The sequence below is a fragment of the Streptomyces sp. MMCC 100 genome, from assembly GCF_041538145.2.
In the GTDB taxonomy this organism is placed as follows: domain Bacteria; phylum Actinomycetota; class Actinomycetes; order Streptomycetales; family Streptomycetaceae; genus Streptomyces.
Genome location: NZ_JBGORK020000001.1, coordinates 3,683,148 through 3,705,017 on the forward strand (window position 1 = coordinate 3,683,148; position 21,870 = coordinate 3,705,017).

Annotated in this window: 18 protein-coding genes; 15 read left to right on the plus strand and 3 right to left on the minus strand. The window is 71.3% G+C overall.

Annotation, left to right across the window (positions count from 1 at the left end):
* The first annotated feature begins 31 nt into the window (after positions 1–31).
* The 8 genes from ABS735_RS17200 to ABS735_RS17235 all read left to right on the plus strand — a co-directional run bounded on the left by ABS735_RS17200 (position 32) and on the right by ABS735_RS17235 (position 9,764).
* Positions 32–1,039: a LacI family DNA-binding transcriptional regulator gene (locus tag ABS735_RS17200; protein ID WP_373905291.1), complete on the plus strand. Its 1,008-nt coding sequence runs from the start codon at positions 32–34 to the stop codon at positions 1,037–1,039.
* 203 nt (positions 1,040–1,242) lie between these two features.
* Positions 1,243–1,557, plus strand: a complete 315-nt coding sequence (locus ABS735_RS17205; protein ID WP_373905290.1) for a YrhK family protein — start codon at positions 1,243–1,245, stop codon at positions 1,555–1,557.
* Between the two features lie 692 nt (positions 1,558–2,249).
* Positions 2,250–4,376 carry a hydantoinase/oxoprolinase family protein gene (locus ABS735_RS17210; protein WP_373905289.1) on the plus strand — a complete coding sequence of 709 codons (2,127 nt, stop codon included), beginning with the start codon at positions 2,250–2,252 and terminating at the stop codon, positions 4,374–4,376.
* The gene (locus ABS735_RS17215) at positions 4,373–6,601 is read left to right on the plus strand and encodes a hydantoinase B/oxoprolinase family protein (RefSeq protein ID WP_373905288.1); all 2,229 of its coding nucleotides are present in this window, start codon (positions 4,373–4,375) and stop codon (positions 6,599–6,601) included. The genes ABS735_RS17210 and ABS735_RS17215 overlap by 4 nt, the downstream gene beginning before the upstream one ends.
* Positions 6,601–7,419: a DODA-type extradiol aromatic ring-opening family dioxygenase gene (locus ABS735_RS17220; protein ID WP_373905287.1), complete on the plus strand. Its 819-nt coding sequence runs from the start codon at positions 6,601–6,603 to the stop codon at positions 7,417–7,419. Before ABS735_RS17215 ends, ABS735_RS17220 begins: the two co-directional genes overlap by 1 nt.
* Entirely contained in the window at positions 7,416–7,697 is a 282-nt protein-coding gene (locus ABS735_RS17225) for a hypothetical protein (RefSeq protein ID WP_373905286.1), read from the plus strand. Before ABS735_RS17220 ends, ABS735_RS17225 begins: the two co-directional genes overlap by 4 nt.
* Before the next feature lie 167 nt (positions 7,698–7,864).
* Complete coding sequence (locus tag ABS735_RS17230; RefSeq protein WP_373905285.1) at positions 7,865–8,740, plus strand: alpha/beta fold hydrolase; 876 nt, start codon at positions 7,865–7,867, stop codon at positions 8,738–8,740.
* 37 nt (positions 8,741–8,777) lie between these two features.
* A complete protein-coding gene (locus ABS735_RS17235; RefSeq protein ID WP_373905284.1) occupies positions 8,778–9,764 on the plus strand; it encodes a substrate-binding domain-containing protein in 987 nt (328 codons plus the stop codon).
* 101 nt (positions 9,765–9,865) lie between these two features.
* On the opposite strand, the gene ABS735_RS17240 is transcribed toward ABS735_RS17235, so the two are convergent.
* Both ABS735_RS17240 and ABS735_RS17245 read right to left on the minus strand, forming a co-directional pair.
* Positions 9,866–10,501, minus strand: a complete 636-nt coding sequence (locus ABS735_RS17240) for a TetR/AcrR family transcriptional regulator (RefSeq protein ID WP_373905283.1) — start codon at positions 10,499–10,501, stop codon at positions 9,866–9,868.
* 103 nt (positions 10,502–10,604) lie between these two features.
* Complete coding sequence (locus ABS735_RS17245) at positions 10,605–11,336, minus strand: IclR family transcriptional regulator (RefSeq protein ID WP_373906193.1); 732 nt, start codon at positions 11,334–11,336, stop codon at positions 10,605–10,607.
* Positions 11,337–11,536: 200 nt separating this feature from the next.
* Between ABS735_RS17245 and mhpD the strand changes: the two genes are divergently transcribed.
* The 3 genes from mhpD to dmpG are packed head-to-tail and all read left to right on the plus strand — an operon-like array spanning position 11,537 to position 14,333.
* A complete protein-coding gene (mhpD, locus tag ABS735_RS17250; protein WP_373905282.1) occupies positions 11,537–12,358 on the plus strand; it encodes a 2-keto-4-pentenoate hydratase in 822 nt (273 codons plus the stop codon).
* The gene (locus ABS735_RS17255; RefSeq protein ID WP_373905281.1) at positions 12,355–13,302 is read left to right on the plus strand and encodes an acetaldehyde dehydrogenase (acetylating); all 948 of its coding nucleotides are present in this window, start codon (positions 12,355–12,357) and stop codon (positions 13,300–13,302) included. Before mhpD ends, ABS735_RS17255 begins: the two co-directional genes overlap by 4 nt.
* A complete protein-coding gene (gene dmpG, locus ABS735_RS17260) occupies positions 13,299–14,333 on the plus strand; it encodes a 4-hydroxy-2-oxovalerate aldolase (RefSeq protein ID WP_373905279.1) in 1,035 nt (344 codons plus the stop codon). Before ABS735_RS17255 ends, dmpG begins: the two co-directional genes overlap by 4 nt.
* An 829-nt stretch (positions 14,334–15,162) precedes the next feature.
* Here dmpG and ABS735_RS17265 read toward each other — a convergent pair.
* Positions 15,163–16,203: a LacI family DNA-binding transcriptional regulator gene (locus ABS735_RS17265; protein WP_373905278.1), complete on the minus strand. Its 1,041-nt coding sequence runs from the start codon at positions 16,201–16,203 to the stop codon at positions 15,163–15,165.
* Between the two features lie 211 nt (positions 16,204–16,414).
* Here ABS735_RS17265 and ABS735_RS17270 point away from each other — a divergent pair, with 211 nt between their 5' ends.
* From ABS735_RS17270 to ABS735_RS17285, 4 genes are all read left to right on the plus strand, one after another.
* Positions 16,415–17,716 (plus strand): ABC transporter substrate-binding protein, encoded by a 1,302-nt coding sequence (locus tag ABS735_RS17270; RefSeq protein WP_373905277.1) that lies wholly within the window; start codon positions 16,415–16,417, stop codon positions 17,714–17,716.
* Between the two features lie 98 nt (positions 17,717–17,814).
* A complete protein-coding gene (locus ABS735_RS17275) occupies positions 17,815–18,798 on the plus strand; it encodes a carbohydrate ABC transporter permease (protein ID WP_373905276.1) in 984 nt (327 codons plus the stop codon).
* On the plus strand, positions 18,795–19,667 hold the full coding sequence (locus tag ABS735_RS17280) for a carbohydrate ABC transporter permease (RefSeq protein WP_373905275.1): 873 nt from the start codon (positions 18,795–18,797) through the stop codon (positions 19,665–19,667). Before ABS735_RS17275 ends, ABS735_RS17280 begins: the two co-directional genes overlap by 4 nt.
* Positions 19,668–19,786: 119 nt before the next feature.
* On the plus strand, positions 19,787–21,562 hold the full coding sequence (locus ABS735_RS17285; protein WP_373906192.1) for a glycoside hydrolase family 35 protein: 1,776 nt from the start codon (positions 19,787–19,789) through the stop codon (positions 21,560–21,562).
* Positions 21,563–21,870: the final 308 nt, after the last annotated feature.

Consider the following 21,870-nt stretch of genomic DNA (forward strand, 5'->3'; position numbering starts at 1 on the left):
ACCGTCACCGGGGCGTGCGAGGATGTCGGCTGTGAGTAGTCGCCTGAAGGATGTCGCCGCCCTCGCGGGGGTGTCGACGCGCACTGTTTCCAATGTCGTCAGCGGCTCGGCGTCCGTGGCCGAGGAGACCCGGGCACGCGTCCAGGCCGCGCTGGACGAGCTGGGTTACCGGCCGAACGTCGCCGCCCGCAACCTGCGCGCCGGCCGCACCGGCCTGATCGGCCTGGCCATTCCCGAGCTCTACTCACCGTACTTCGGCGAACTCGCGGCCCTGGTCGTCGAAGCCGCCCAACAGCGATCATGGACCGTCGTCATCGACCAGACCTCCGGGGACCCGAACGCGGAGCGGCGGCTGCTGGAGGGCACCGGCGGCAGACTGGTCGACGGCCTCATCACCAGCCCCTGGGCCCTCGGTCCGCAGGAGCTGACCGGACAGTCCCGTAACGTGCCCGTCGTGCTCCTGGGCGAACGCCGGCCGCACGGGCTCGCCGACCGTGTCGCCGTGGACAATGTCCTCGCGGCCGACGAGGCGACGACCCATCTGCTCGAATCGGGGCGCCGACGCGTCGCGGCGATCGGCCCGCAACCGCACCTGCGGAACGAGACGGCCCAGCAGCGGCTGGAGGGATACCGCAACGCCCTGCGGCGTGCCGGGCTGAACCCGGACCCCGCCCTGGAACAGCCAGTGACGACCTTGCACCGCAAGGACGGCGCGGAAGCGATGACCGCTCTGCTGGACGCCGGCGCTCGGCCGGACGCGGTCTTCGCGTTCACCGACGAACTCGCCCTCGGCGCCATGCACGTGGCCCACCAGCGCGGGGTGCGCGTCCCGGAGGAAGTGGCCTTCGTGGGCTTCGACGGCATCGAGGACGGCCGCTACGCCAATCCGCCGCTGACGACCGTGGTCCCGGACAAGCGGCAGATCGCCGAGCGGGCCCTGCAGTGCCTCGCCGACCGCATATACAGCCCGGCCTCCTCCGTGCCACCCCTCGACATCGTGATTCCCCACCGGCTCGTGGTGCGCGCGAGCAGCGGTTAGCAGTCCAGGCGGCCCACGGGCCCCCGATCGAGCCGGCGACCACGGTCTCGACGCGAGGGCAGCCCTGGGAGACGCTCCGCACAGGGGGAGCGCGACCGGATGCGCGAGCGTATGCGCAGCCGGCCACGGCGACCGCCGGGCACCGTCCCGGACACAAGCGCCCACCTCCGCGTTTCGGCCCGCAGCGTCCGTAACGTGGAGGCATGAGGAACACTGCGAAAGGCACGTCGCTGGTCGTCCACCTGGGCCGCGAGGAGCTCGTCATCGGGCGACGCTACGAAGCCGCCAGTATCGCCAACGACGTCCTCATCGCCCTGTGGTTCATCGCCGGCAGCATCATGTTCTTCTCCGAGCAGTGGGCCACAGCCGGTACCTGGTGCTTCCTCATCGGCAGCATCGAGCTCCTCATCCGACCCGGCATTCGCCTCACCCGCCACATGCACCTGCAACGCGTCCATTCCCGCACCCTGGAGCCCCACGCCCCTGCTACGCCCCCCGACGGCTCACAGGACTACTGAAAGTTCCGTGTACGCGGGCGTAGCCGCAGGGGCTGGACACGTCGGTCCACACCTCTTCGGTTTCACCCGCCGACACGGATGCGGTGCGCTGCCCTTGCGGAACGACGCGCCGGCGGGCAGCCGTTGGGTGTTCGCGATCGGGCCGTGGTCGTATCGCCCCTGCGGGCGGCTGGGACGACGGGCATTCGCTCCGTGCCGACCTCGCCCTTTACCAGACGGCCCGTCACCAGGCGGACCGCGCCCATGACTTCAGCCTGATTTCATCCATAACACAGCGATCCGGCCAACCTCCACGATTTCCCACCTTCTGGACAACCGAGCATCCGACCGCTGCCTCTCGCAGCGCGGGCACAGCAACGTGCTCGCCTGCTTCCTTCCCACAGCACCCCTTGGTCGACCATGCGTGGACGGGGTCGTTGAAGGCGCCGCTGGAGAGGGCGCGGAAGACGTGCAGTTAGTCGTGTCCGTCGCCGTAGTCGCAGGTCAGAGGGGGCCTTTTGAGCCGCTCGCGTGCCGGCGGGAACGCCCGCCCGAGGGGACGGTGGATGAGCCGTGCGTTGACCATACATTCCATCTGGTCACTTGACTGGGCGTTTGGCTGGTGAGAGGTTTCGGGGCACGGCGCCACCGATGTCGTCTCTGCCACCGGTCGCGCTCTGACCTCGGGCGGTCTTTCAGAAAGAGGACTTGGTGTGACCTATTTCGTGGGTGTCGATATCGGCGGCACCTTCACCGACTGCGTGGTGCTGGACGAGTCCGGTGCGGCCCGGCTCTACAAGACGCCGACCACGCCTGCCGAAGCTGCGGTCGGCGTCAACACCGCGCTGGCGCTGGCGGAGAAGGATCTGGGCCTCGATGAGGGTGCCCTGCTCGACCAGGTTCGCTACCTCGGCCTGGGGACGACCGTGGCGACCAATGCCTTCATCGAACGCAAGGGCGTCAAGACCGGCATCATCACCACTCGCGGGTTTCGTGACGCGGTCCTGATGCAGCGCGGGATGGGCTCATGGACCGGCCTTGATTCCGATGAGGTCGTCCACTACGCACAGCGCAAACTGCCGGATCCGATCGTGCCGCGCACCCGGATCGAAGAGGTGACCGAGCGGGTCGACCAGAAGGGGCACGTGGTCACCGCGCTCGACGAGGACGACGTACGCCGGGCCGTCGAGGCACTGGTCGGCCAGGGCGTCGAGGCGATCGCGGTGTGCCTGCTGTGGTCGTTCCGCGAGCCGTCCCACGAGCGGCGGATTGCCGAGATCATCGGCGAGACGGCGCCGGGGGTCTATCTGTCGCTCTCCAGTGAACTCGCGCCCGTGCTCGGGGAGTACGAGCGCACCGCGACCACCGCGATGAACGCCTACCTGGGCCCGTTGGTCCGTGACTACATGTCCGACCTCGCCGCCAGTTGGCGCGAGCGGGGTTTCAAGGGCCGGTTCCGCGTGCTCGACTCCGGCGGCGGCGTCATCACTCCCGAGCACTGCGGCCGGACTCCGGTGTCGGTGCTCACCTCCGGGCCGACCGGCGGCGTGCTGGCCAGCGCCAGACTCGCCGAGCGGCTCGGCATACCGAACGTGCTCACCACCGACATGGGCGGCACGTCCTTCGACGTCGGCATGATCGTCGATCACGAGCCCACGGTCACACCGCTCCAGCAGGTGCAGGGCTACCACATCCTCAAGCCCGCCGTGCAGGTGACGGCCATCGGCGCGGGCGGCGGCTCCATCGCACGTGTGGCACAAGGGGAGTTGCTGGTCGGGCCGTCCAGTGCCGGGTCGGTTCCCGGGCCGGTCTGCTTCGGCCGTGGCGGGACCGAGCCGACCGTCACCGACGCCGACGTGGTCCTCGGCATCATCGACCCGGACTACTTCGTCGGCGGCACCTTCGCCCTGGACAAGGACGCCGCCGAACGCGCCGTTCACGACCGTGTGGCCAAGCCGCTCGGCATCTCCGTGGCGGAGGCCGCGGCCGGCATCAAGTCCATCGCCGACCACCGCATGGCCGACCTGCTGGAGACCCTCACCGTCGGCCGGGGCCACGACCCGCGGGACTTCGCGATCTTCGCCTACGGAGGCAACGGCGGCTGTCACTGCCACGCCTTCGGTGCCGAACTCGGCGCGCAGAAGATCATCGTGCCGTCCACCGCCCCGGTGCACTCCGCGTACGGCGCGGTGATGAGCGACCTGCACATCACCACCGAACTGTCGGATCCGATGCGGTCCGCCTCCTGGCACGACGCCGCGAGGATCTTCGACGTCGACCGGATCAACGCCAACTTCCACCGGCTGGAGGAACAGGCACGGGACGCGCTCGTCGAGAGCGGCGCGGAGGCCGGGCGGATCACGGTTCAGCGCTCCGCGGAGATCCGGTTCCGCATGCAGGTGCACGGTCTGCACGTGCCGGTCCCCGCGGGCGACCTCGGCCAGGACCACCTCACGGAGCTGCTGGAGGGCTTCCGCAGGCAGTTCGCCGAACTCTACGGCAGCGAGGCGGTGTTCCTCGGCGCCGGCGTGGAGATCGTCTCGTTCCGCGTCCAGGGCCGCGGCGAGATCGACAAGCCCCGGCTCTCCCACGTCGCCGCCGATCGCAGCGGGCTCACCGACGCGCCGCTCTCCCGCAGCATCCACCTGGGCGGCGACTGGGGCACGGTGACCGCCGACATCGTCCGGGCCGGGGCGCTCCGCCCGGACGACAAGGTCACCGGCCCGACCGTCATCGAGCACCCCAACACCACGGTCTTCGTCGGCCCGGGTCAGACCGCGGTCCTCGACGACCTGGAGAACATCGTGATCACCATCGACGCCAAGGAGTCCCGCGCATGACCGTCACGGACGCGCCGTCCCCCGCCACGGCCCCGGCCGGGATCGACTCGAGCGGTGTCGACCCGGTCACCTTCGAGGTCATCCGCCACAAACTGACGGCCATCGTCGAGCAGCAGTCCACCGTCCTCAAGGCCGTCTCCGGCTCCCCGCTCGTCACCGAGGCCAACGACTGCAACACCGGCATCTACCTGCCGGACGGCGAGATCGCCAGCCTCGGCCCGCACATCGTCTTCCACGCGGGTTCGATGGAGCTGGTGGTCCGCCACATCATCGAGGACTGCGGCGAGGACCCCGGCATCAACGAGGGCGACTCGTTCATCACGAACGACCCCTACAAGGGTGCCCTCCACATGCCCGACGTCACGATGCTGGAGCCGGTCTTCTTCCGGGGCGAGCGCATCGCCTGGGTCGGTGCCTGCGCCCACATGCTCGACGTCGGCGGCATGACCCCGTCCAGCTACTCACCGTCCGCCACCGAGGTCTACCAGGAGGGTCTGCGTCTGCCCCCGACCAAGCTGGTGGACGGTGGCAGGCTGCGCAGTGACGTGTGGAACCTGATCCTCAACGCGTCCCGTCTCCCGGCCAGTCTGGGCCTCGGCCTCAAGGCGATGATCGCCGCCAACCACCACGGCAAGCAGGGCATCATCCGCCTCGCCGAGCGGTACGGCCCCGACACGCTGGCCTCCGTCATGACCACCATGCTCGACCTGTCCGAGCAGCGCGTCCGCGAACGCATCCGCACCCTGCCCGACGGCACCTTCCGGGCCCGCAGTTACCTCGACCACGACGGTCACGAGAACCGCCTCTACAACGTCGAGGTCGAACTCACCAAGCGGGACGACACCCTCGTCTTCGACTACTCGAAGTCCAGCCCGCAGGCCCCCGGCTTCATCAACTGCACCGAGGCCGGACTGCGCGGCGGTGTACTGGCCACCGTCCTGCCGGCGCTGTGCCACGACATCCCGTGGAACAGCGGCGCCCTGCGTGCCGTCCGCGCGGTCGCCGAGGAGGGGCTGGTCGTCAACGCCAAGCACCCCGCGCCCTGCGGCTCGGCGACCCTCGGCGGAGCGTGGATGGTCGAGGCCACCGCAGGAGCCGCACTGTCCCAACTGGTGAGCTCCAGCGACGAGTTGCGCTCCGAGGCGATGGCCGTCACCAGTGGTTCCTGCGCCTGTCTGCACATGGTGGGCGTCGACCAGTTCGGCGAACCGTTCGGCGGTGCGCTCACCGAGATGATGATGGGCGGCGGCGGCGCCACCGCGGGCAACCGCGGCGTGGACTTCGCCGGCCCCCACAACTCCCTGATGTACCGGGTCACCAACGTCGAGAGCGACGAGGCGGTCTACCCCTTCCTCTTCCTCGGCCGCTTCGCCCAGCCCGACTCCGGCGGCGCCGGTCGGCAGCGCGGCGGCCTGACCGGCGGCTCCGTCTGGACCCCGTACGACACCGACGCCATCCACGGCGTGCTGTCCGCCCACGGGGTGGAGTCCCCGACCTCGCAGGGCATCCACGGGGGCATGCCCGGCGCCTGCAACCACTTCCAGGTCGTCCGCGGCTCCGACATCGCCGCCAAACTGCCCGGCGGTGTCACCGGCCTCGAAGGACTCGACACGCTGGAGGGCGAGCGGATCACCCTTCCCGCCAAGCCCGGCTTCATCTCCGTCTTCGCCGGCGACGTCGTCGGCTGGACCTGGAACGGCGGCGGCGGCTGGGGCGACCCGCTCGACGCCGACCCCGGCGAGGTGACCCGCGAGGTCGAACTCGGGCTTGTCTCGCCCGAGTCGGCCGCCCGCCACTACGGCGTCGTCGTCAGGGACGGACAACCGGACGAGGCGGCGTCCGCCGCGCTCCGTGCCGAGGTGCGCGCCACCCGTACCGCCTGGCCCGTCGAACGGCCCGGCACCGCTGCCGGCCTCTCCGCCGAGCCGGTCGCCCACCTCGGCGAGCACCTCGTGGTCCACGACAGCGCCACCGGGCCCGTCACCGCCTGCGACTGCGGCCAGGTCCTCGCACCCGCCGCGGGGAACTGGAAGACCGGAGCCGCCCACGCCGAGCTGACCGCCGGGGACCTCGGCCCGGGCATCACCCTGCACGAGGACCTCCGCGCCCACGCCTACGCCTGCCCCGGCTGCGGCGCGATGCTCTGCGTCGAGATCCGCCGCAGCACCGAACAACCCCTGCACGACGCGGTGTTCGCCTTCACCACCGAAGGGAGGGACGCCTGATGGGAACGCTCGTCTACACGGGTGCCACGTCGCACGTGAGCGGCATCCTCCGCAACCCCGATGCCGACCCGGAGCACAGCCCCCGGCTGGACGCGGCCTGGCGGCGGATGGCCGCCGGCCTGGAGCAGGCGGACCCGGACGTGGTCGTACTGATCGCCACCGACCACCACGAGACGTTCGGCCTGGAGCACTACCCGACCTTCTGCCTCGGTGCCGCCGAGCGGCACGAGCCGTGGAACGAGCACGGCATCCCCGGCGTGCCCGTGGCCGGTGACGAGGAGGTGGGCCTGGCCCTGCACACCTCCCTCGTCGGCGCCGGCTTCGACCTCTCCCACAGCCGGGACATGCGCCTGGACCACGCCTTCATGGTGCCGGTCCTGCGCCTCGGCATGGAGAAACGCCGGATCGTCCCGCTCTTCGTCAACTGCAACACCCCGCCACTGCCCTCCCTCGGCCGGTGCCGCGACCTCGGCTCGGCGCTGCGCACCGCGATCGAGGAACTGCCCGGCCACATCAGAGTCGCCGTCATCGGCACCGGCGGCGTCTCCCACTGGGTCGGCACACCGGAGATGGGGCGGATCAACGAGGAATGGGACCACGCCTTCCTGGCCCGCATGGAAGCCGGCGACCTGGACTCGATCGTGGGCCTGACCGACGAGGAGATCGACCGGGAAGCCGGCAACGGCGCACTGGAGATCCGCACCTGGGTCGTCGCCCGCGCCTGCGCCGGACAGGCCGGCGGCCGGCTGCTGGCGTACGCGCCCATGTACCCGTGGGTCACCGGCATCGGCGTCATGGAGATGGAGGTGGCGCGGTGAGCACCGTCGGACTGGGCCGGCTCGCCCGCGACGTCGCACGTACCGAGGGAGTCGCCGAGCGCCTGCGCGCCGACCCGCGCTCCGTCCTCGCGCGGTACCCGCTGAGCGGGCCCGAACGTGACGCCGTACTCCGGCTCGACGCCGCGGCCCTGGTCGCACTCGGCCTCAACCCGCTGGTGATGCGCAACCTGCTGTTTCTGCTGGGCGTGCCGAACGCCGAGCTCTACACCCACCGGATGTCTCTCGACACCGCGCCCCGAGCGGGCGCCGACGGCTGAGCCGTGCCGCCCCTGAGGCCGGGGACGACATATCGGTCCCCGGCCCCGGAACCCCCGCCCCGGAACACCCCCTCCGCCCGCCCCGCCTCCTCGGCGCACGGCGAGCGGCCCCCTTACCCCGAAGCCTCGAAGGCTCGAAGGCTCGAAGGCTCGAAAGGAAGACCACCATGTCCCTCTGGACCGACGCACTCGGCGCCGAAGTCAGGTTCCACCAGGCCGGCCCGTGGCGTACTCGCACCCTGGAAGCCGGCTCCGGAGACCACCACGTCGTCATGATCGGCGGGCTGACCGGTCACGTCGAGGGCTGGGCCCGCAACGTCACGGCCCTCGCGGAGCAGGGCCTGCACGTGCATGCCATCGACGCCCTCGGTCACGGCTTCACCGACAAGCCCGACGACGTCGAGTACACCTGCCCCGCGTTCACCGCGCACGTCATCGCCTTCCTGGACGCGCTCGGCATCGAGAAGGCCGACCTCGTCGGCCAGAGCCTCGGCGGCTGGATCGCGCTGCACACCGCCAAGACCCATCCCGACCGGGTGGACAGGCTCGTGCACGTCACCGGCGCGGGCATCCTGCTCGACGACGAGGCACGCGCCGAGGAGAGCGCGGAGGTCGGCCGCCAGGTCGAGAAGGTCACCCGCCGCGCGCTGGCCGAGCCGACCCGGGAGAGCGTGCGCACCCGCCTGGAGTGGCTGATGGCACACCCGGAGACGGTGACCGACGAACTGGTCGAGACCCGCCTGCGCATCTACACGCTGCCCGACAGCCGTCGCACCATGCCCCGGATGTCCGCGGAGGCACCCGGCGAACCCAACCGCAAGTACCTGCTGACCGAGGCCGACCTCAGGTCGCTGCCGCACGAGACGCTCGTGCTGTGGTCGGACCAGAACCCCACCACCCCCGCCGAGGTCGGACGGCGGGCAGCCGAGCTGCTGCCGAACGGCTCCTTCGACATGATCGACGACGCCGGCCACTGGCCGATGTTCGAGCAGCCCGAGCAGTTCAACCGGATCGTCGGCGCGTTCCTCACCCGTAACCGCTGAGTCCCGCCAGCCGCGCCCGCACCACCAGGAGCCGACCTTGAGCATCCCCCTCACCCTCGCCTGCGAGCGGTACGACCGCACCGAGGCGCTGCGCGACGGCCGCGTCCGCCCCGCCGGAGTGGACCTCACCTACCTGCCGCAGCAGGTGGAGGAGACCTTCTTCCGCATGGCGCGCTTCCGCGAGTTCGACGCCGCCGAGATGTCCCTGTCCAGCTATGTGATCAGCCTGACCAGGGACGCTCCGTTCATCGCCCTGCCGGTGTTCCCGTCCCGCTTCTTCCGGCACAGCGGCATCTACGTCTCCGCGGCCTCCGGCATCGAGAAGCCGCAGGACCTCGCCGGCAAGCGGGTCGGCATCGCCGAGTACCAGCTGACCGCCAACGTGTGGATCCGGGGCATCCTCGCCGACCGGCACGACGTGCCGGTGGAGTCGGTGACCTACCGCACCGGCGGCCTGCACGACCCGGGCCGCCCGGAGAAGCTGAAGGTCGACCTGCCGCCGGAGATCCGCGTCGAGCCGATCGGCCCGGGACAGACCCTCTCCGAGATGCTGGCCGCCGGTGAGATCGACGCCCTCTACACTCCGCGCGAGCCGCGCAGCTTCACCGCGGGCGACGGGCGCGTGCGACGGCTGTTCGAACCGTCGGGCCCGGCCGAGGAGAAGTACTTCGCCGAGACCGGCATCTTCCCGATCATGCACGTCGTGGTGGTGCGCCGCGAGGTGTACGAGCGCAACCGCTGGCTGGCCCGGTCGCTCTACGACGCGTTCACCGAGTCCAAGCGGCTGTGCGAGGAGAACTTCACGGAGACGGCGGCCCTGCGGTACATGCTGCCCTGGCTGCTGGACGAGGTCGCCCGTACCAAGTCACTGCTCGGGAACGACTTCTGGCCCTACGGACTGGCACCCAACGCGGAGACGCTCCGTACCTTCCTGCGCTACTCCTACGATCAGGGGCTCGCCGCGCGCCCACTGGAACCAGAGGAACTGTTCGCGCCGGAGACCCTGGAATCAACCCTCGTCTGACCGGGCGCAGCATGCGAATGACGGGTGAGGGTCCGGGCATCCGTGCCCGGCCCCGAGCCCGCTCCACCGCCTGCTCCAGCACCCGCCCGGGGCACGTCCGGTCAGTCCCGTGCGGGACCCGGGGGAACCCCGAGCAGGGACACCCAGCTCTCGATCAGCACCTGGAGCGCCGTTTCCCGGTCGGACTCCCAGCGGGCGTCGGTCCAGTTCCGGGCGACGTGGTCGAGCAGGGTCATCACGAGGTCGGCGCGTACTCGCCTGACGGGCTCGTCGAACCTCCCGGCCAGCCCCAGGCCCTCGACGACGTCGGCGCGTCCCTCCTCCAGCCAGACGTTGACCGCCGTGCCCAGCTCCGAGTCGACGATGGCCGCGTCGTGAGCCGCCTTGAGATACGGGCCGATGGCGTCCCAGCGGCTCGCGATCATGCGCAGCCACCCGGCCAGGGCCTCCGCGTCGCCCTCGGCGATCACAGTGATCAGACTCCGCCGGTGCGACCTCTCGCCCGGCGCGTCGGCAGGGTCGAACCGGAAGCTGTTGAGCTCCTCGACGAGGCTGCGCATGAGATCGCTGCGCGAGGGGAAATGCGCGTAGAAGGTCACTCGGGCGGTTCCCGCGGCCTCGACGATGTCGTCGATGGTCGTCGCCGCGTAACCCTTCTCGGTGAACAGCCGCAGGGCCGTCGTGAGGAACAGCCTGCGCGTCGACTCCTTCTGCGCGGCACGAAGGTTGCCGGCCACCTCAGTACCTCACAGACCTGCGGCGATGAAGTGCCACCGCTCTCTCCCGAATCACACGGGGAGCCTACATGGTGGGCCGGATACGGCCCGCGGCCGGGCGCCGTCAGGGTGCGCTCCGGCCCGAACGCAGGACACGGGAAAGGCCGAGCGCGGCCGTCCGCACCGCGGGCGCCAACTGGGCGGGGCGGAACCGGGCACGGGGTACGGCCACCGACAAGGCGGCCACCGCCGTGGGACCGTCGAAGACGGGCGAGGCGATGCAGCTCACTCCGAGGGCCGCCTCCTCCTCCTCGTAGGAGAGTCCGGACACCTGGATCTGCTCGACGGCGGAGCGCAGCCGCACCGGGTCCGTGATCGAGTGGCGGGTCAGCCGCGGCAGCGGCCCCGCCAGCACCTCCTCGGCCAGTTCCGCACCGGAGAACGCCAGCAGCGCCTTGCCCACCCCCGTGCACGTCAGGGGCAGCCGTCCGCCGATACGGGAGGGCAGCGCAAGGGCCTCGTGCCCGTGAATCCGCTCGACGTAGACCACCTCGTGCCCCTCCCGGACTCCCAGGTGGACGGTTTCGCGCGTGGCCTCGAACAGGTCCTGCAGGAAGGGCAGAGCCGTCTCCCGCAGGCCGTGCCGGCGCGTCACCAGCGAACCGAGTTCGAACAACTTGCCGCCGAGCCGGTAACTCTCGGCGTCCCGTTCGAGCATTCCGAGACGGACGAGGTCGGCACAGAGACGGAACGCGGTCGTCTTCGACAGCCCGGTGCGTGACGTGATCTCGGTGAGCCGCAGGGCGCCGTCCTGCGATCGGAAGCAGCCGAGAACCATGGCGGCCTTGTCGAGCATGTTCCCCTGAGTGCTGTTCCGTGTCATGGAACGAATTTTGCCGCACGTCGCAGGACGCCTCTATACCTGGTGCCTGTCGGAGGAAGCTGTCAGCCCTGCTGAGGCCCCCGCGGAAGCCATTTGTCCACGCCTGCTGCCCCGCACCAGGAGGTCCCCATGTCCGTTCCGCGTCACCGCACCCTTGTTCCGGGGAGGCACACATGAGTGCTCCCGAGCCGACGGACGCCGTGACCGAGGCTGCGGCCGCCCTGGAGCAGGCGACGCGCACCGGCGCGCCCTGTCCTCCGGTGCGTTCGATGCTGCCCGAGGCGGACATCGAGGCGGCATACGCCGTGCAGCGCCTCCACGTCGCGCGCGGTGTCGCCGCGGGCCGACGACCGGTGGGCCGCAAGATCGGTCTGACGTCGCCCGCCGTGCAGCGGCAACTCGGTGTCGACCAGCCCGACTTCGGTGTGCTGTTCGCCGACATGGCAGTCCCCGAGGGACAGCCGATCGCGCCCGGCCGGCTGCTGCAGCCGAAGGTCGAGGCGGAAGTCGCGCTGGTGCTGGGCGCGGACCTGCCGCACCGGGACCCGACGGTGGCCGACCTGCTCCTCGCCACCGCGTTCGCGCTGCCCGCGCTGGAGATCGTCGACAGCCGTGTCGCCGACTGGGACATCACCATCGTCGACACCGTCGCCGACAACGCCTCCAGCGGCCTGTACGTCCTCGGCGGCACCCCCGTACCACTCGACCGAGTCGACCTGCGCGGTGTGCGGATGAGCATGACCAGGAACGGCGAGACCGTCTCGCAGGGCACCGGCGCCGACTGCCTGGGCAGTCCGCTCACCGCCGCGCTCTGGCTCGCCTCCACCCTCGCCGGCCTGGGCGACCCGCTGAAGGCCGGTGACGTCGTCCTGACCGGCGCCCTCGGGCCCATGGCGACCGCGGCCGAGGGCGACGCGTTCTCGGCACACATCGAAGGGCTCGGCACGGTCGGGGCCGTGTTCGCGTCCGCCACCGCGGAAGGAGCACAAGCATGACCACGAAGGCCGCCGTCATCGGGTCGGGCAACATCGGCACCGACCTGATGATCAAGATCCTGCGGCTCTCCGAGTCGTTGGAGATCGCCGCCATGGCCGGTATCGACCCCGACTCGGACGGCTTGGCCCGCGCCCGCCGTCTGAAGGTGGCCACCACACACGAGGGCGTGGACGGCCTGGTGACGATGGACGAGTTCGCGGACGTGTCGGTCGTCTTCGACGCGACCTCCGCCGGCGCCCACCGCCGCCACGACGAGGTCCTGCGCGCCCTCGGCCGCACCGTCGTCGATCTCACCCCGGCCGCGCTCGGCCCCTACGTCGTGCCGCCGGTCAACGGCGACGCACACCTGGACGCGCCCAACGTCAACATGGTCACCTGCGGGGGACAGGCCACCATCCCGGTCGTGGCGGCCGTCGCCGCCGTGACGCCGGTGCACTACGGCGAGATCGTCGCCTCGATCTCCTCGCGCTCGGCAGGTCCCGGCACCCGGGCCAACATCGACGAGTTCACCGAGACCACCTCGTCGGCCATCGGGCAGGTCGGTGGCGCAGCCCGCGGGAAGGCCATCATCGTCCTCAACCCGGCGGAGCCTCCGCTGATCATGCGGGACACCGTGCACTGCCTGGTCGGGGAGTGCGACGACGTCGCGGTGACCGCCTCGGTGGAGGAGATGGTCGCTCGCGTCCAGGCGTACGTCCCCGGCTACCGGCTGAAGCAGAAGGTGCAGTTCGAGCGCGTCCTCGACGACGACCCGCTGCGTTCCCTGCTGCCCGCCGGCTCCCGCTCCGGCGGGGCCGCGAAGGTCTCCGCCTTCCTGGAAGTGGAGGGCGCCGCCCACTACCTGCCCGCCTACGCCGGCAACCTCGACATCATGACCTCGGCCGCCCTGCGCACCGCCGAGCGCATGGCCGCGCACCGCGCCACGGAGGTGGCATCCCGATGACCTCGTTGTACGTCCAGGACGTAACCCTGCGGGACGGCATGCACGCCGTCCGCCACCGCTACACCGTCGAGCAGGCCCGCACCATCGCCGCCGCCCTCGACGCTGCCGGGGTCGCCGCGATCGAGATCGCCCACGGCGACGGTCTGTCCGGCTCCAGCATCACCTACGGCGTCGGCGCCCACACCGACTGGGAGTGGATCGAAGCCGTCGTCGGCGCCGTCACCCACGCGGTTCCCACCACGCTCCTCCTGCCCGGCATCGGTACGCTGCACGATCTGAGGCAGGCCCGTGCGCTCGGCATTCGCTCCGTCCGGGTCGCCACCCACTGCACCGAGGCCGACATCTCCGCCCAGCACATCGCCGCCGCCCGCGAGATGGGCATGGACGTGGCCGGGTTCCTGATGATGTCCCACATGGCCGAACCCGCGGAACTCGCCCGCCAGGCCAAGCTGATGGAGTCCTACGGCGCCCAGTGCGTCTACGTCACCGACTCCGGCGGCCGGCTCACCATGGACGGCGTCCGCGACCGCGTCCGCGCCTACCGCGACGTACTCGACCCCGCCACCGGCATCGGCATCCACGCCCACCACAATCTCGGCCTGGGCGTGGCCAATTCGGTCGTCGCCGTCGAGAACGGCGTCACCCGCGTCGACGCCTCCCTCGCCGGGCAGGGCGCCGGCGCCGGCAACTGCCCCCTGGAGGCGTTCGTCGCGGTCGCCGACCTCATGGGCTGGCACCACGGATGCGACCTCTTCCCGCTCATGGACGCCGCCGACGACGTCGTACGGCCCCTCCAGGACCGCGAGGTCCGCGTCGACCGCGAGACGCTCACGCTCGGCTACGCAGGCGTGTACTCCAGCTTCCTCCGCCACGCGGAAGCGGCGTCGCGCCGCTACGGCGTCGACACGCGCACGATCCTTGTGGAGGTCGGGCGTCGCGGCATGGTCGGCGGTCAAGAGGACTTGATCACCGACATCGCCCTCGACCTGGCCGAACAGAGTGGACAGCGTGCCGGAGCCGCCTCCCGGTGAGGCCCCGGCCCGAGGCGGGTCGGTCGTCGCCGTGTCCGAGCCGTCCCTCAGGGGGCAGAGACGCGCGGCACCGGCAGCAGGTTCCGCACGCTGACGCACACGTTCCCCACGGCTCCGAGCGGACACGGTCAGCGTGCGGGACCGCCATCGTCGACCGGCGTACGACCAGTTCGGATTGCAGCACGACGTGGCTGTGCGTATGTCCGGTTCCGTGGGCCGTGTCCTCGACGAGCAGTCGGCCGGCCTGCCGGCCCCACCGTCCCCTTCATGGACCAGCGCCGGCCGAACTCCGCCGCCCTTCTCGACGACTCGCGAGCCGTAGCAGACGTAGAAGTAGCCGGACGCGACGTCGACGAAATCGGGGCTGCCGAGGCGTGCGTCGGGAGGTTCCCGAGCAGTGCCGGGGCCGCGGTCGCGGCGAGGGCGATGAGGGGGGTGCGGGGGGCGTGGCACAGGTGCTCCCCGGCTTCTCGGTGGAGCCGGCCGCTCGGGACGAGGCGGTTTCGCGTGACGTCATCGGCCGCGAAGGGGCGACCGCGTGGCTTGTCCGCCGTGACGGCCGCGCAGAGGCGGGACGCGAGGTCATGAGGTCGCCCGACGGCTTCCTCACGGATCCGTGGGCCTGTGGGGGATTCCGAGCCGTGCACCCGTGGAGTACCGGGTGAGGTGAGGGAGACGGTAGACGAATGGTATCGATAACACCAGTCATCCGGGGCGCCCGTCGTACGGACGTCGCCGACGGGCATCGATGCCATGCGCCGACAAAAGACGGCCGGGCGGCCCCCCTCGCGGGAACCGCCCGGCTGCCTACCGCAGCGTGCGGGCCTTCCTACGTGCCGCTCGTCCCGGCCGGCGCGGTGCTGCCGCGCACGATGAGGGCCGGCTCCACGGACGCCGGTTCGGAGGGGGCGCCCGGGTCCTTGAGGTGGCGCAGGAGATGGGCCACGGCGAGGCCGCCCATCTGCTCGAACGGCTGGGCCACGGTCGTCAGCGAAGGTGAGCAGTACTCGGCCAGGGCGATGTCGTCGACACCGACCACGGAGATCTCCTCGGGCACCCGCCGGCCCAGCTCGTGCAGGGCCCGGATCACTCCGAACGCCATCTCGTCGCTCGCCACGAACACCGCGGTGACGTCCGGGATCCGGCCCAGGATCAGGCCGTTGCGGTAACCGGACGCGGGTGACCAGTCGCCCTCCAGCTCGGGAGGGACCGACCTGCCCTCCTCCTCCAGCGTGTCGCGCCAGCCCCGGGTGCGGCTGGACGCGTCGAGCCACTCGCTCGGCCCCGCCACGTGCCAGACCGTCTCGTGCCCCAGTTCCAGCAGGTGGCGGGTGGCCAGGCGCGCGGCCAGCGACTGGTCGACGGCCACCACCTCGGTGGCCGAGGTGCGCGACCCGTCGATGGTGACGGTCGGCGTCGAGCTGGTGAGCTGCTCGATCCGCTTGCTCGCGTGGGCCAGCGGAACCGCCAGGATGATCCCCTCGACGCCCTGGTCCGTGAGCCGCGACAGGGCGGTCTCGATGGCGGAGGTGTCGAGGGAGGCGGTGGTGGCGGTGGAGACCGAGTAGCCGACCTCCCACGCCGCGCTCTCGATGCCGTACAGGACGGCCGTGCGGGAGTAGAAGTTGGTCTGGAGCATGACGACGCCGATGGTGCGGCTGCGGCCGGAGGACAGCATCCGCGCGGCGTTGTTCCTGCGGTAGCCGAGCTGGTCGACGGCGGCCAGCACCTTCGCCCGGGTCTTCTCCTGCACGTTGGGATGGCCCGCGAGGGTCCGGGACACGGTCTGCGGGGAGACCCCCGCGAGCCGCGCCACGTCGATCATGCCCGGGGGCCGTGCGGTGCTGCCGTCTGCGTTCTCGCTCTTCATGCTCCCCTCCCTGTTCCGGCCCGATGATAACGCCCTCATCACACACCATCCGGCAAGCGTGCGCACGACAAACCCCTGGCAGACCACTATTGGCATCGATAACATCCTGTGCCATAGTTCCGGCACATCAGCGCGAGCCCGCTACGGGCCGCCGGGGCAGCCGGACGGCCGCTCTCCCCACCTCTCCCCCCGTCTCTGCGAAGGAGAAGCCGTGAAGAAGCTCCCCGTGCGGTCGGCAGCCGTGGCCGGTGCGGTCACCCTCGCACTCCTGCTCGCCGGGTGCTCCGGCTCCGGCTCCGGCTCGGACACCGAGTCCGGCGGCAAGGCGTCGATGACGTTCTGGGGCTGGGCCCCCGGATACGCCGACGCCGTCAAGGAGTTCAACCGCACCCACCCGGACGTCCAGGTCACCTACCAGCAGGTCCAGCCCGGAGCCAAGGGCGGCTACCAGAAGACGCTCAACGCCGTCCAGGCCGGCAACGCGCCCTGTCTGGCCCAGCTGGGCTACGAGACACTGCCGAGCTTCGCCGCCCAGGGCGCCCTCCAGGACGTCGCCGAGTACGCGGAGTCCGGCAAGGGCGACTTCTTCGACGCGGCCTGGAACTCCGTCTCCGTGGCCGACGCCGTCTACGGCATCCCCGTCGACAGCGGCCCGATGGCCCTGTTCTACAACAAGAAGGTCTTCGACTCGCTCGGCCTGAAGCCGCCGGCCACCTGGGACGAGTACACGGCCGCGGCGGAGAGGATCCACGCCGCCGACCCCCACACGTACATCTCCTCCCCGTACCTGGACTACGACTACGCGGGCCTGGCCTGGCAGGCCGACGCCAGCTGGTTCGGCGTCGACGGCGACTCCTGGAAGGTCACCCTGGCCTCCGAGCAGAACCGCAAGGTCGCCGACTACTGGCAGGGCCTCGTCGGCAAGGGCGTCATCAGCGGCGCCCCGATGTACGACCAGGCCTGGTACAAGGGCCTCGGCGACGGCAGCATCGCCACCGTCGTCGGCGCCGTCTGGCAGGCCGGCGTCATCAAGGGCGGCGCGAAGGACGGCGCCGGCCAGTGGGCCGTGGCCCCGATGCCGCAGTGGAGCGCCGGCGACGACCGGACCGGCAACGCCGGCGGATCGGCCACCACCGTCCTCAAGGGCTGCGAGACCCCGAAGGCCGCCACCGAGTTCGCCCACTGGCTCAGCACCGACTCCACCGCCTACGGCATCCTCGTGGACAAGGCCGGCCTGTACCCGGCCGCCAGGACGCTGACCGGCCTGCCGCAACTGACGGCCGCCGACCCGTACTTCGGCGGGCAGAAGATCTACGACGTCTTCGCCGACGCGGCCCCGAAGGTCAACGCCGGCTGGACCTGGGGCCCGGTCATGACCAAGACCTCCGCCGACCTGAACGACGGCCTCGGCAAGGCGTGGGCGGGCTCCGGCACCATCACCGGGGCGCTGCGCACCACACAGGACAAGACGGTGGCCGAACTGAAGCGCCAGGGCCTCTCGGTCTCCCCGTGACCGCCGGGGCCGGCGCGGCCGGACCACGGAACGGCCCGAGCCCCGTCCCCGCACCGCACGACCACCTTCCCGCCGCCGCAGGAAAGAAAGTGCCCCTCATGACCAACCTCGCCATGGCGGAGGACACCGCACCCGGGCGTCGCGCCGCACCCCGGCGCCCCGGCCGCGGATCCGCCCCCGCCCGGGGCCGGGCCCGCGGCCGGGCCGGGCACCGGCGCACGCCGCTGCTGTTCTGGGTCCCGTTCGCGGCGCTCTTCGCCGCCATGTACCTGGCGCCGATCGTCTACGCGGCCGTCAGCAGCCTGTTCGTCGTCCACCGCTCCGGCCTGGGGCTGACGGCACCGACGAAGGTCTTCGACCCGGTCGGCAACTACGCACAGGCCTTCGGCGACGGCGCCTTCACCTCCTCGCTGGGCCGCGTCGCCCTGTTCGGCGTCGTCCAGGTGCCGGTGATGCTGGGCCTCGCGCTCGGGCTGGCGCTGCTGCTCGACTCCAGGTCCGCCCGCGCGAAGGGCTTCTTCCGGCTCGTCGGCTTCCTGCCGTACGCGATCCCCGGGGTGAGCGCCGCGCTGGTCTGGTCCTTCATGTACTCGCCCCAGTCGAGCCCGGTCAACCACCTGCTGGAACCGCTCGGCCTGCACATCCCCTTCTTCTCCGGCGGCACCGTGCTGTGGTCGGTGGCCAACATCGTGACCTGGGCCTGGACCGGCTACAACATGGTCATCATCTACGCCGCGCTGCAGTCCGTCCCGGCCGAGGTGCTCGAGGCCGCCCGCATGGACGGCGCCTCCGCGCTCCGCATCGCCTGGAACGTCAAGATCCCGGCCGTGCGCGGCGCCATCGTGCTCACCACGGTCTTCTCCATCATCGGCTCGGCACAGCTGTTCAACGAGCCGGTCGTGCTGCAACCCGTCTCCAGCGGCACCATCTCCTCCACGTTCACCCCGATCATGTCCGCGCAGGCCGCCGTGGCCGCCGGCAACTACCCCTACGCGGCCGCCCAGTCGGTCGTCCTCGCCGTGTTCGTCGGCGTCGTGTCCTTCGTCTTCTTCAAGCTGACCAACCGGGGTGAGCAGGCGTGAGCACCATCTCCACCAGGCCGTCGCGGCTGCGCCCGCGCCGCGAGACGACCCCGCTGAGCCGCACCGCCGTCATGCTGCTGCTGGCCCTGTCCACCCTCTACTTCCTCTTCCCGCTGTGGTGGCTGCTGGTGGCCGCCACCAAGCCGTTCGGCGGACAGTTCAGCGGCAGCGGGGTCTGGTTCGACGGCTTCGGGCTCTTCGACAACCTCGCCCGCCTCAGCGCCCAGGACGACGGCATCTTCTGGCGCTGGATGCTCAACAGCGTCGCCTACTGCGGCATCGGCGCCCTGGTGGGCACCGCGCTGTCCGCGCTGGCCGGCTACACGATCGCCAAGTACGAGTTCCGGGGCCGCGGTGTCCTGTTCGGCGCGGTGCTCGCCGCCGTGCTGGTGCCCAAGGTGCTCTTCACACTGCCGCTGTACCTGATGTTCTCCGGCATCCACCTGATCGACAACCCGCTCGCCGTGCTGCTGCCCAGCATCGTCAGCCCCTTCGGGGTGTACCTGTCCCGGGTCTTCGCGGCGCAGGTGCCGGACGAGGTGATCGAGGCCGGACGGCTGGACGGGGCCGGGGAGTTCAGGATCTTCCGCACCCTCGCGACGCGCATGATGCTGCCCGCCCTCGTGACGATCTTCCTGTTCCAGTTCGTCGAGATCTGGAACAATTACCTGCTGCCCGCCATGGTCCTCGGCGACGACCGTCTCCAGCCCGTCACCGTCGGCCTGGTCGGGTGGAACGCCAGCCACGTCGCGGTGCCGCCGGCGCTGGTGGTCATCGGCTCGCTGGTGTCCATCGCCCCGCTCGTGATCGCCTTCCTGGCCCTCCAGCGGTTCTGGCGCGCCGGCATGACCGCCGGAGCCGTCAAGTGACCCTCCCGCCCCGGACCGACCCGACGACGACCGCCGCAGCGCACCGAAGGACATCAGTGAGCCTCCCCACCCAGGCCGGCCCCGCGACCCGAGGAGGACCCGCCCGCCGCTCCTCGCCCCTGCTGACGTACCCCGACGGCAGACTCCTGCGCGACGGCCGCCCGCACCGGATCCTCGCCGGGTCGCTCCACTACTTCCGGGTCCACCCCGACCAGTGGGCGGACCGCCTCGAACGGCTCGCCGCCATGGGCCTCAACACCGTCGACACCTACGTCGCCTGGAACTTCCACGAGCGCGTCCGGGGCCGGGCCCGCTTCGACGGCCGGCACGACGTCGAACGGTTCGTCCGGCTCGCCCATGACACCGGCCTCGACGTGATCGTGCGGCCCGGCCCCTACATCTGCGCGGAGTGGGACAACGGCGGCCTCCCGGCCTGGCTGACCGGCACACCCGGGATGCGGGCCCGCTCCTCCCACCAGCCCTTCCTCGACGAAGTGGCCCGCTGGTTCGACGACCTCGTCCCCCGGCTCGCCGCACTGCAGGCAGCGCACGGCGGGCCGGTCGCCGCGGTGCAGATCGAGAACGAGTACGGCAGCTACGGCGACGACCACGCCTATGTGCGCTGGGTGCGCGACGCCCTCGTCGAGCGCGGCATCACCGAGCTGCTGTACACCGCCGACGGGCCGACCGAGCTGATGCAGGACGGCGGGACCGTGCCCGGCCACCTCGCGGCCGCCACCTTCGGCTCCCGCGCCGCCCAGGCCGCCGGACTGCTGCGCGCGCGCCGCCCGGGGGAGCCGTTCGTCTGCGCGGAGTTCTGGAACGGCTGGTTCGACCACTGGGGCGAGCAGCACCACATCCGCTCCGTGGAGAGCGCGGCCGGCACCCTCGGCGACATCATGGACGCCGACGGCTCGGTCAGCGTCTACATGGCCCACGGCGGCACCAACTTCGGCCTGTGGGCCGGAGCCAACCACGACGGCGCCACTCTGCAGCCGACCGTGACGAGCTACGACTCCGACGCGCCGATCGCCGAACACGGGGCGCTCACCCCGAAGTTCTTCGCCCTGCGCGACCGCCTCCACGCCGCGACCGGCGCCATGGCCCCCCGGCCGCTGCCGGCCGACCCGCCCCTGCTGGCACCGCGCACCCTGCCCGTCGTCCCCGGCGCCGCCCTGCTCGACGCCCTGGAGGCGGTGTCCCCGGCGAGCGCCTCGCCGCACCCGCTGAGCTTCGAGGAGCTGGGACAGGCGTCCGGCCTGGTGCTCTACCGCGCGCACCCGAAGCTGCCCCGCGGCACCAACGAGCTGACGGTCACCGGACTCCACGACCGGGCCCAGGTCTTCCTGGACGGCGTGCCCGCGGGCGTACTGGACCGTGAGACCGGGACGCTGGCCGTCGAGGGCACCGGGGAGCGGGTGCGGCTGGACCTGCTCGTCGAGAACCAGGGCCGGATCAACTACGGGCCGCTGCTCGGCCAGGGCAAGGGCATCCTCGGCGGTGTCCGCGTCGAACGCCGCCTGGTGCACGGCTGGACGATGCACCGGCTGCCGCTCGACGAGTGGACCCCCGAGGACGTGGCCCGCGCGGCGGCCTGCGCACCCCCGCGGGGCACCGCCGGGTTCGCGACCGCCCGGTTCACGGTGGACGAACCCGCCGACGCGTTCCTTGCGTTCCCCGACTTCGGGAAGGGCTTCGCCTGGGTCAACGGCACGCTCCTGGGGCGCTATTGGGAGATCGGCCCGCAGGTGACGCTCTACCTGCCCGCACCCCTGACCGTACGCGGCGAGAACACCGTCACGATCCTGGAGCTGGAGCGACTCGGGGAACGCGTCGAGATCCGCGACCGGCCCGAGCTGGGGCCGGTGGAGGAGTACGTCGAGACGTTCGAGTGACCCGGGGCCACGCGCCGCCGACGCCCGCCCCGCCACGCCCGCCCCGCCCACGCCCGCCCACACCCCGCGCCGGGCGTGCCGCAACGGCCCTTCCAGCACGGGGCGTTCGGACTGGGATCAGGCGGCCGTTGGTGTGGCTGCCGGGGGTGGAGCCGGTGGCGGCGGAGGCGGTGGGCGCGGCCGCGGTGGCGAGGCCGCGGTGGCGAGGCCGAGCACGGCCGCCGTGAGCGGGGCGAGCAGTGCGACTCGCCGGCGTGGGGGCATGCGCAAGGGGGGAGTCCTGCCCTTCGGTCGATCGCGGTGGGGGA

What these genes read in the sequence shown, in the direction of transcription:
- ABS735_RS17205 (WP_373905290.1), top strand. Translation starts at nt 1,243, where the DNA reads ATGAGGAACACTGCGAAAGGCACGTCGCTGGTCGTCCACCTGGGCCGC.
- ABS735_RS17215 (WP_373905288.1), top strand. Translation starts at nt 4,373, where the DNA reads ATGACCGTCACGGACGCGCCGTCCCCCGCCACGGCCCCGGCCGGGATC.
- ABS735_RS17220 (WP_373905287.1), top strand. Translation starts at nt 6,601, where the DNA reads ATGGGAACGCTCGTCTACACGGGTGCCACGTCGCACGTGAGCGGCATC.
- ABS735_RS17230 (WP_373905285.1), top strand. Translation starts at nt 7,865, where the DNA reads ATGTCCCTCTGGACCGACGCACTCGGCGCCGAAGTCAGGTTCCACCAG.
- ABS735_RS17245 (WP_373906193.1), bottom strand. Translation starts at nt 11,336, where the DNA reads ATGCTCGACAAGGCCGCCATGGTTCTCGGCTGCTTCCGATCGCAGGAC.
- mhpD (WP_373905282.1), top strand. Translation starts at nt 11,537, where the DNA reads ATGAGTGCTCCCGAGCCGACGGACGCCGTGACCGAGGCTGCGGCCGCC.
- ABS735_RS17255 (WP_373905281.1), top strand. Translation starts at nt 12,355, where the DNA reads ATGACCACGAAGGCCGCCGTCATCGGGTCGGGCAACATCGGCACCGAC.
- dmpG (WP_373905279.1), top strand. Translation starts at nt 13,299, where the DNA reads ATGACCTCGTTGTACGTCCAGGACGTAACCCTGCGGGACGGCATGCAC.
- ABS735_RS17265 (WP_373905278.1), bottom strand. Translation starts at nt 16,203, where the DNA reads ATGAAGAGCGAGAACGCAGACGGCAGCACCGCACGGCCCCCGGGCATG.
- ABS735_RS17275 (WP_373905276.1), top strand. Translation starts at nt 17,815, where the DNA reads ATGACCAACCTCGCCATGGCGGAGGACACCGCACCCGGGCGTCGCGCC.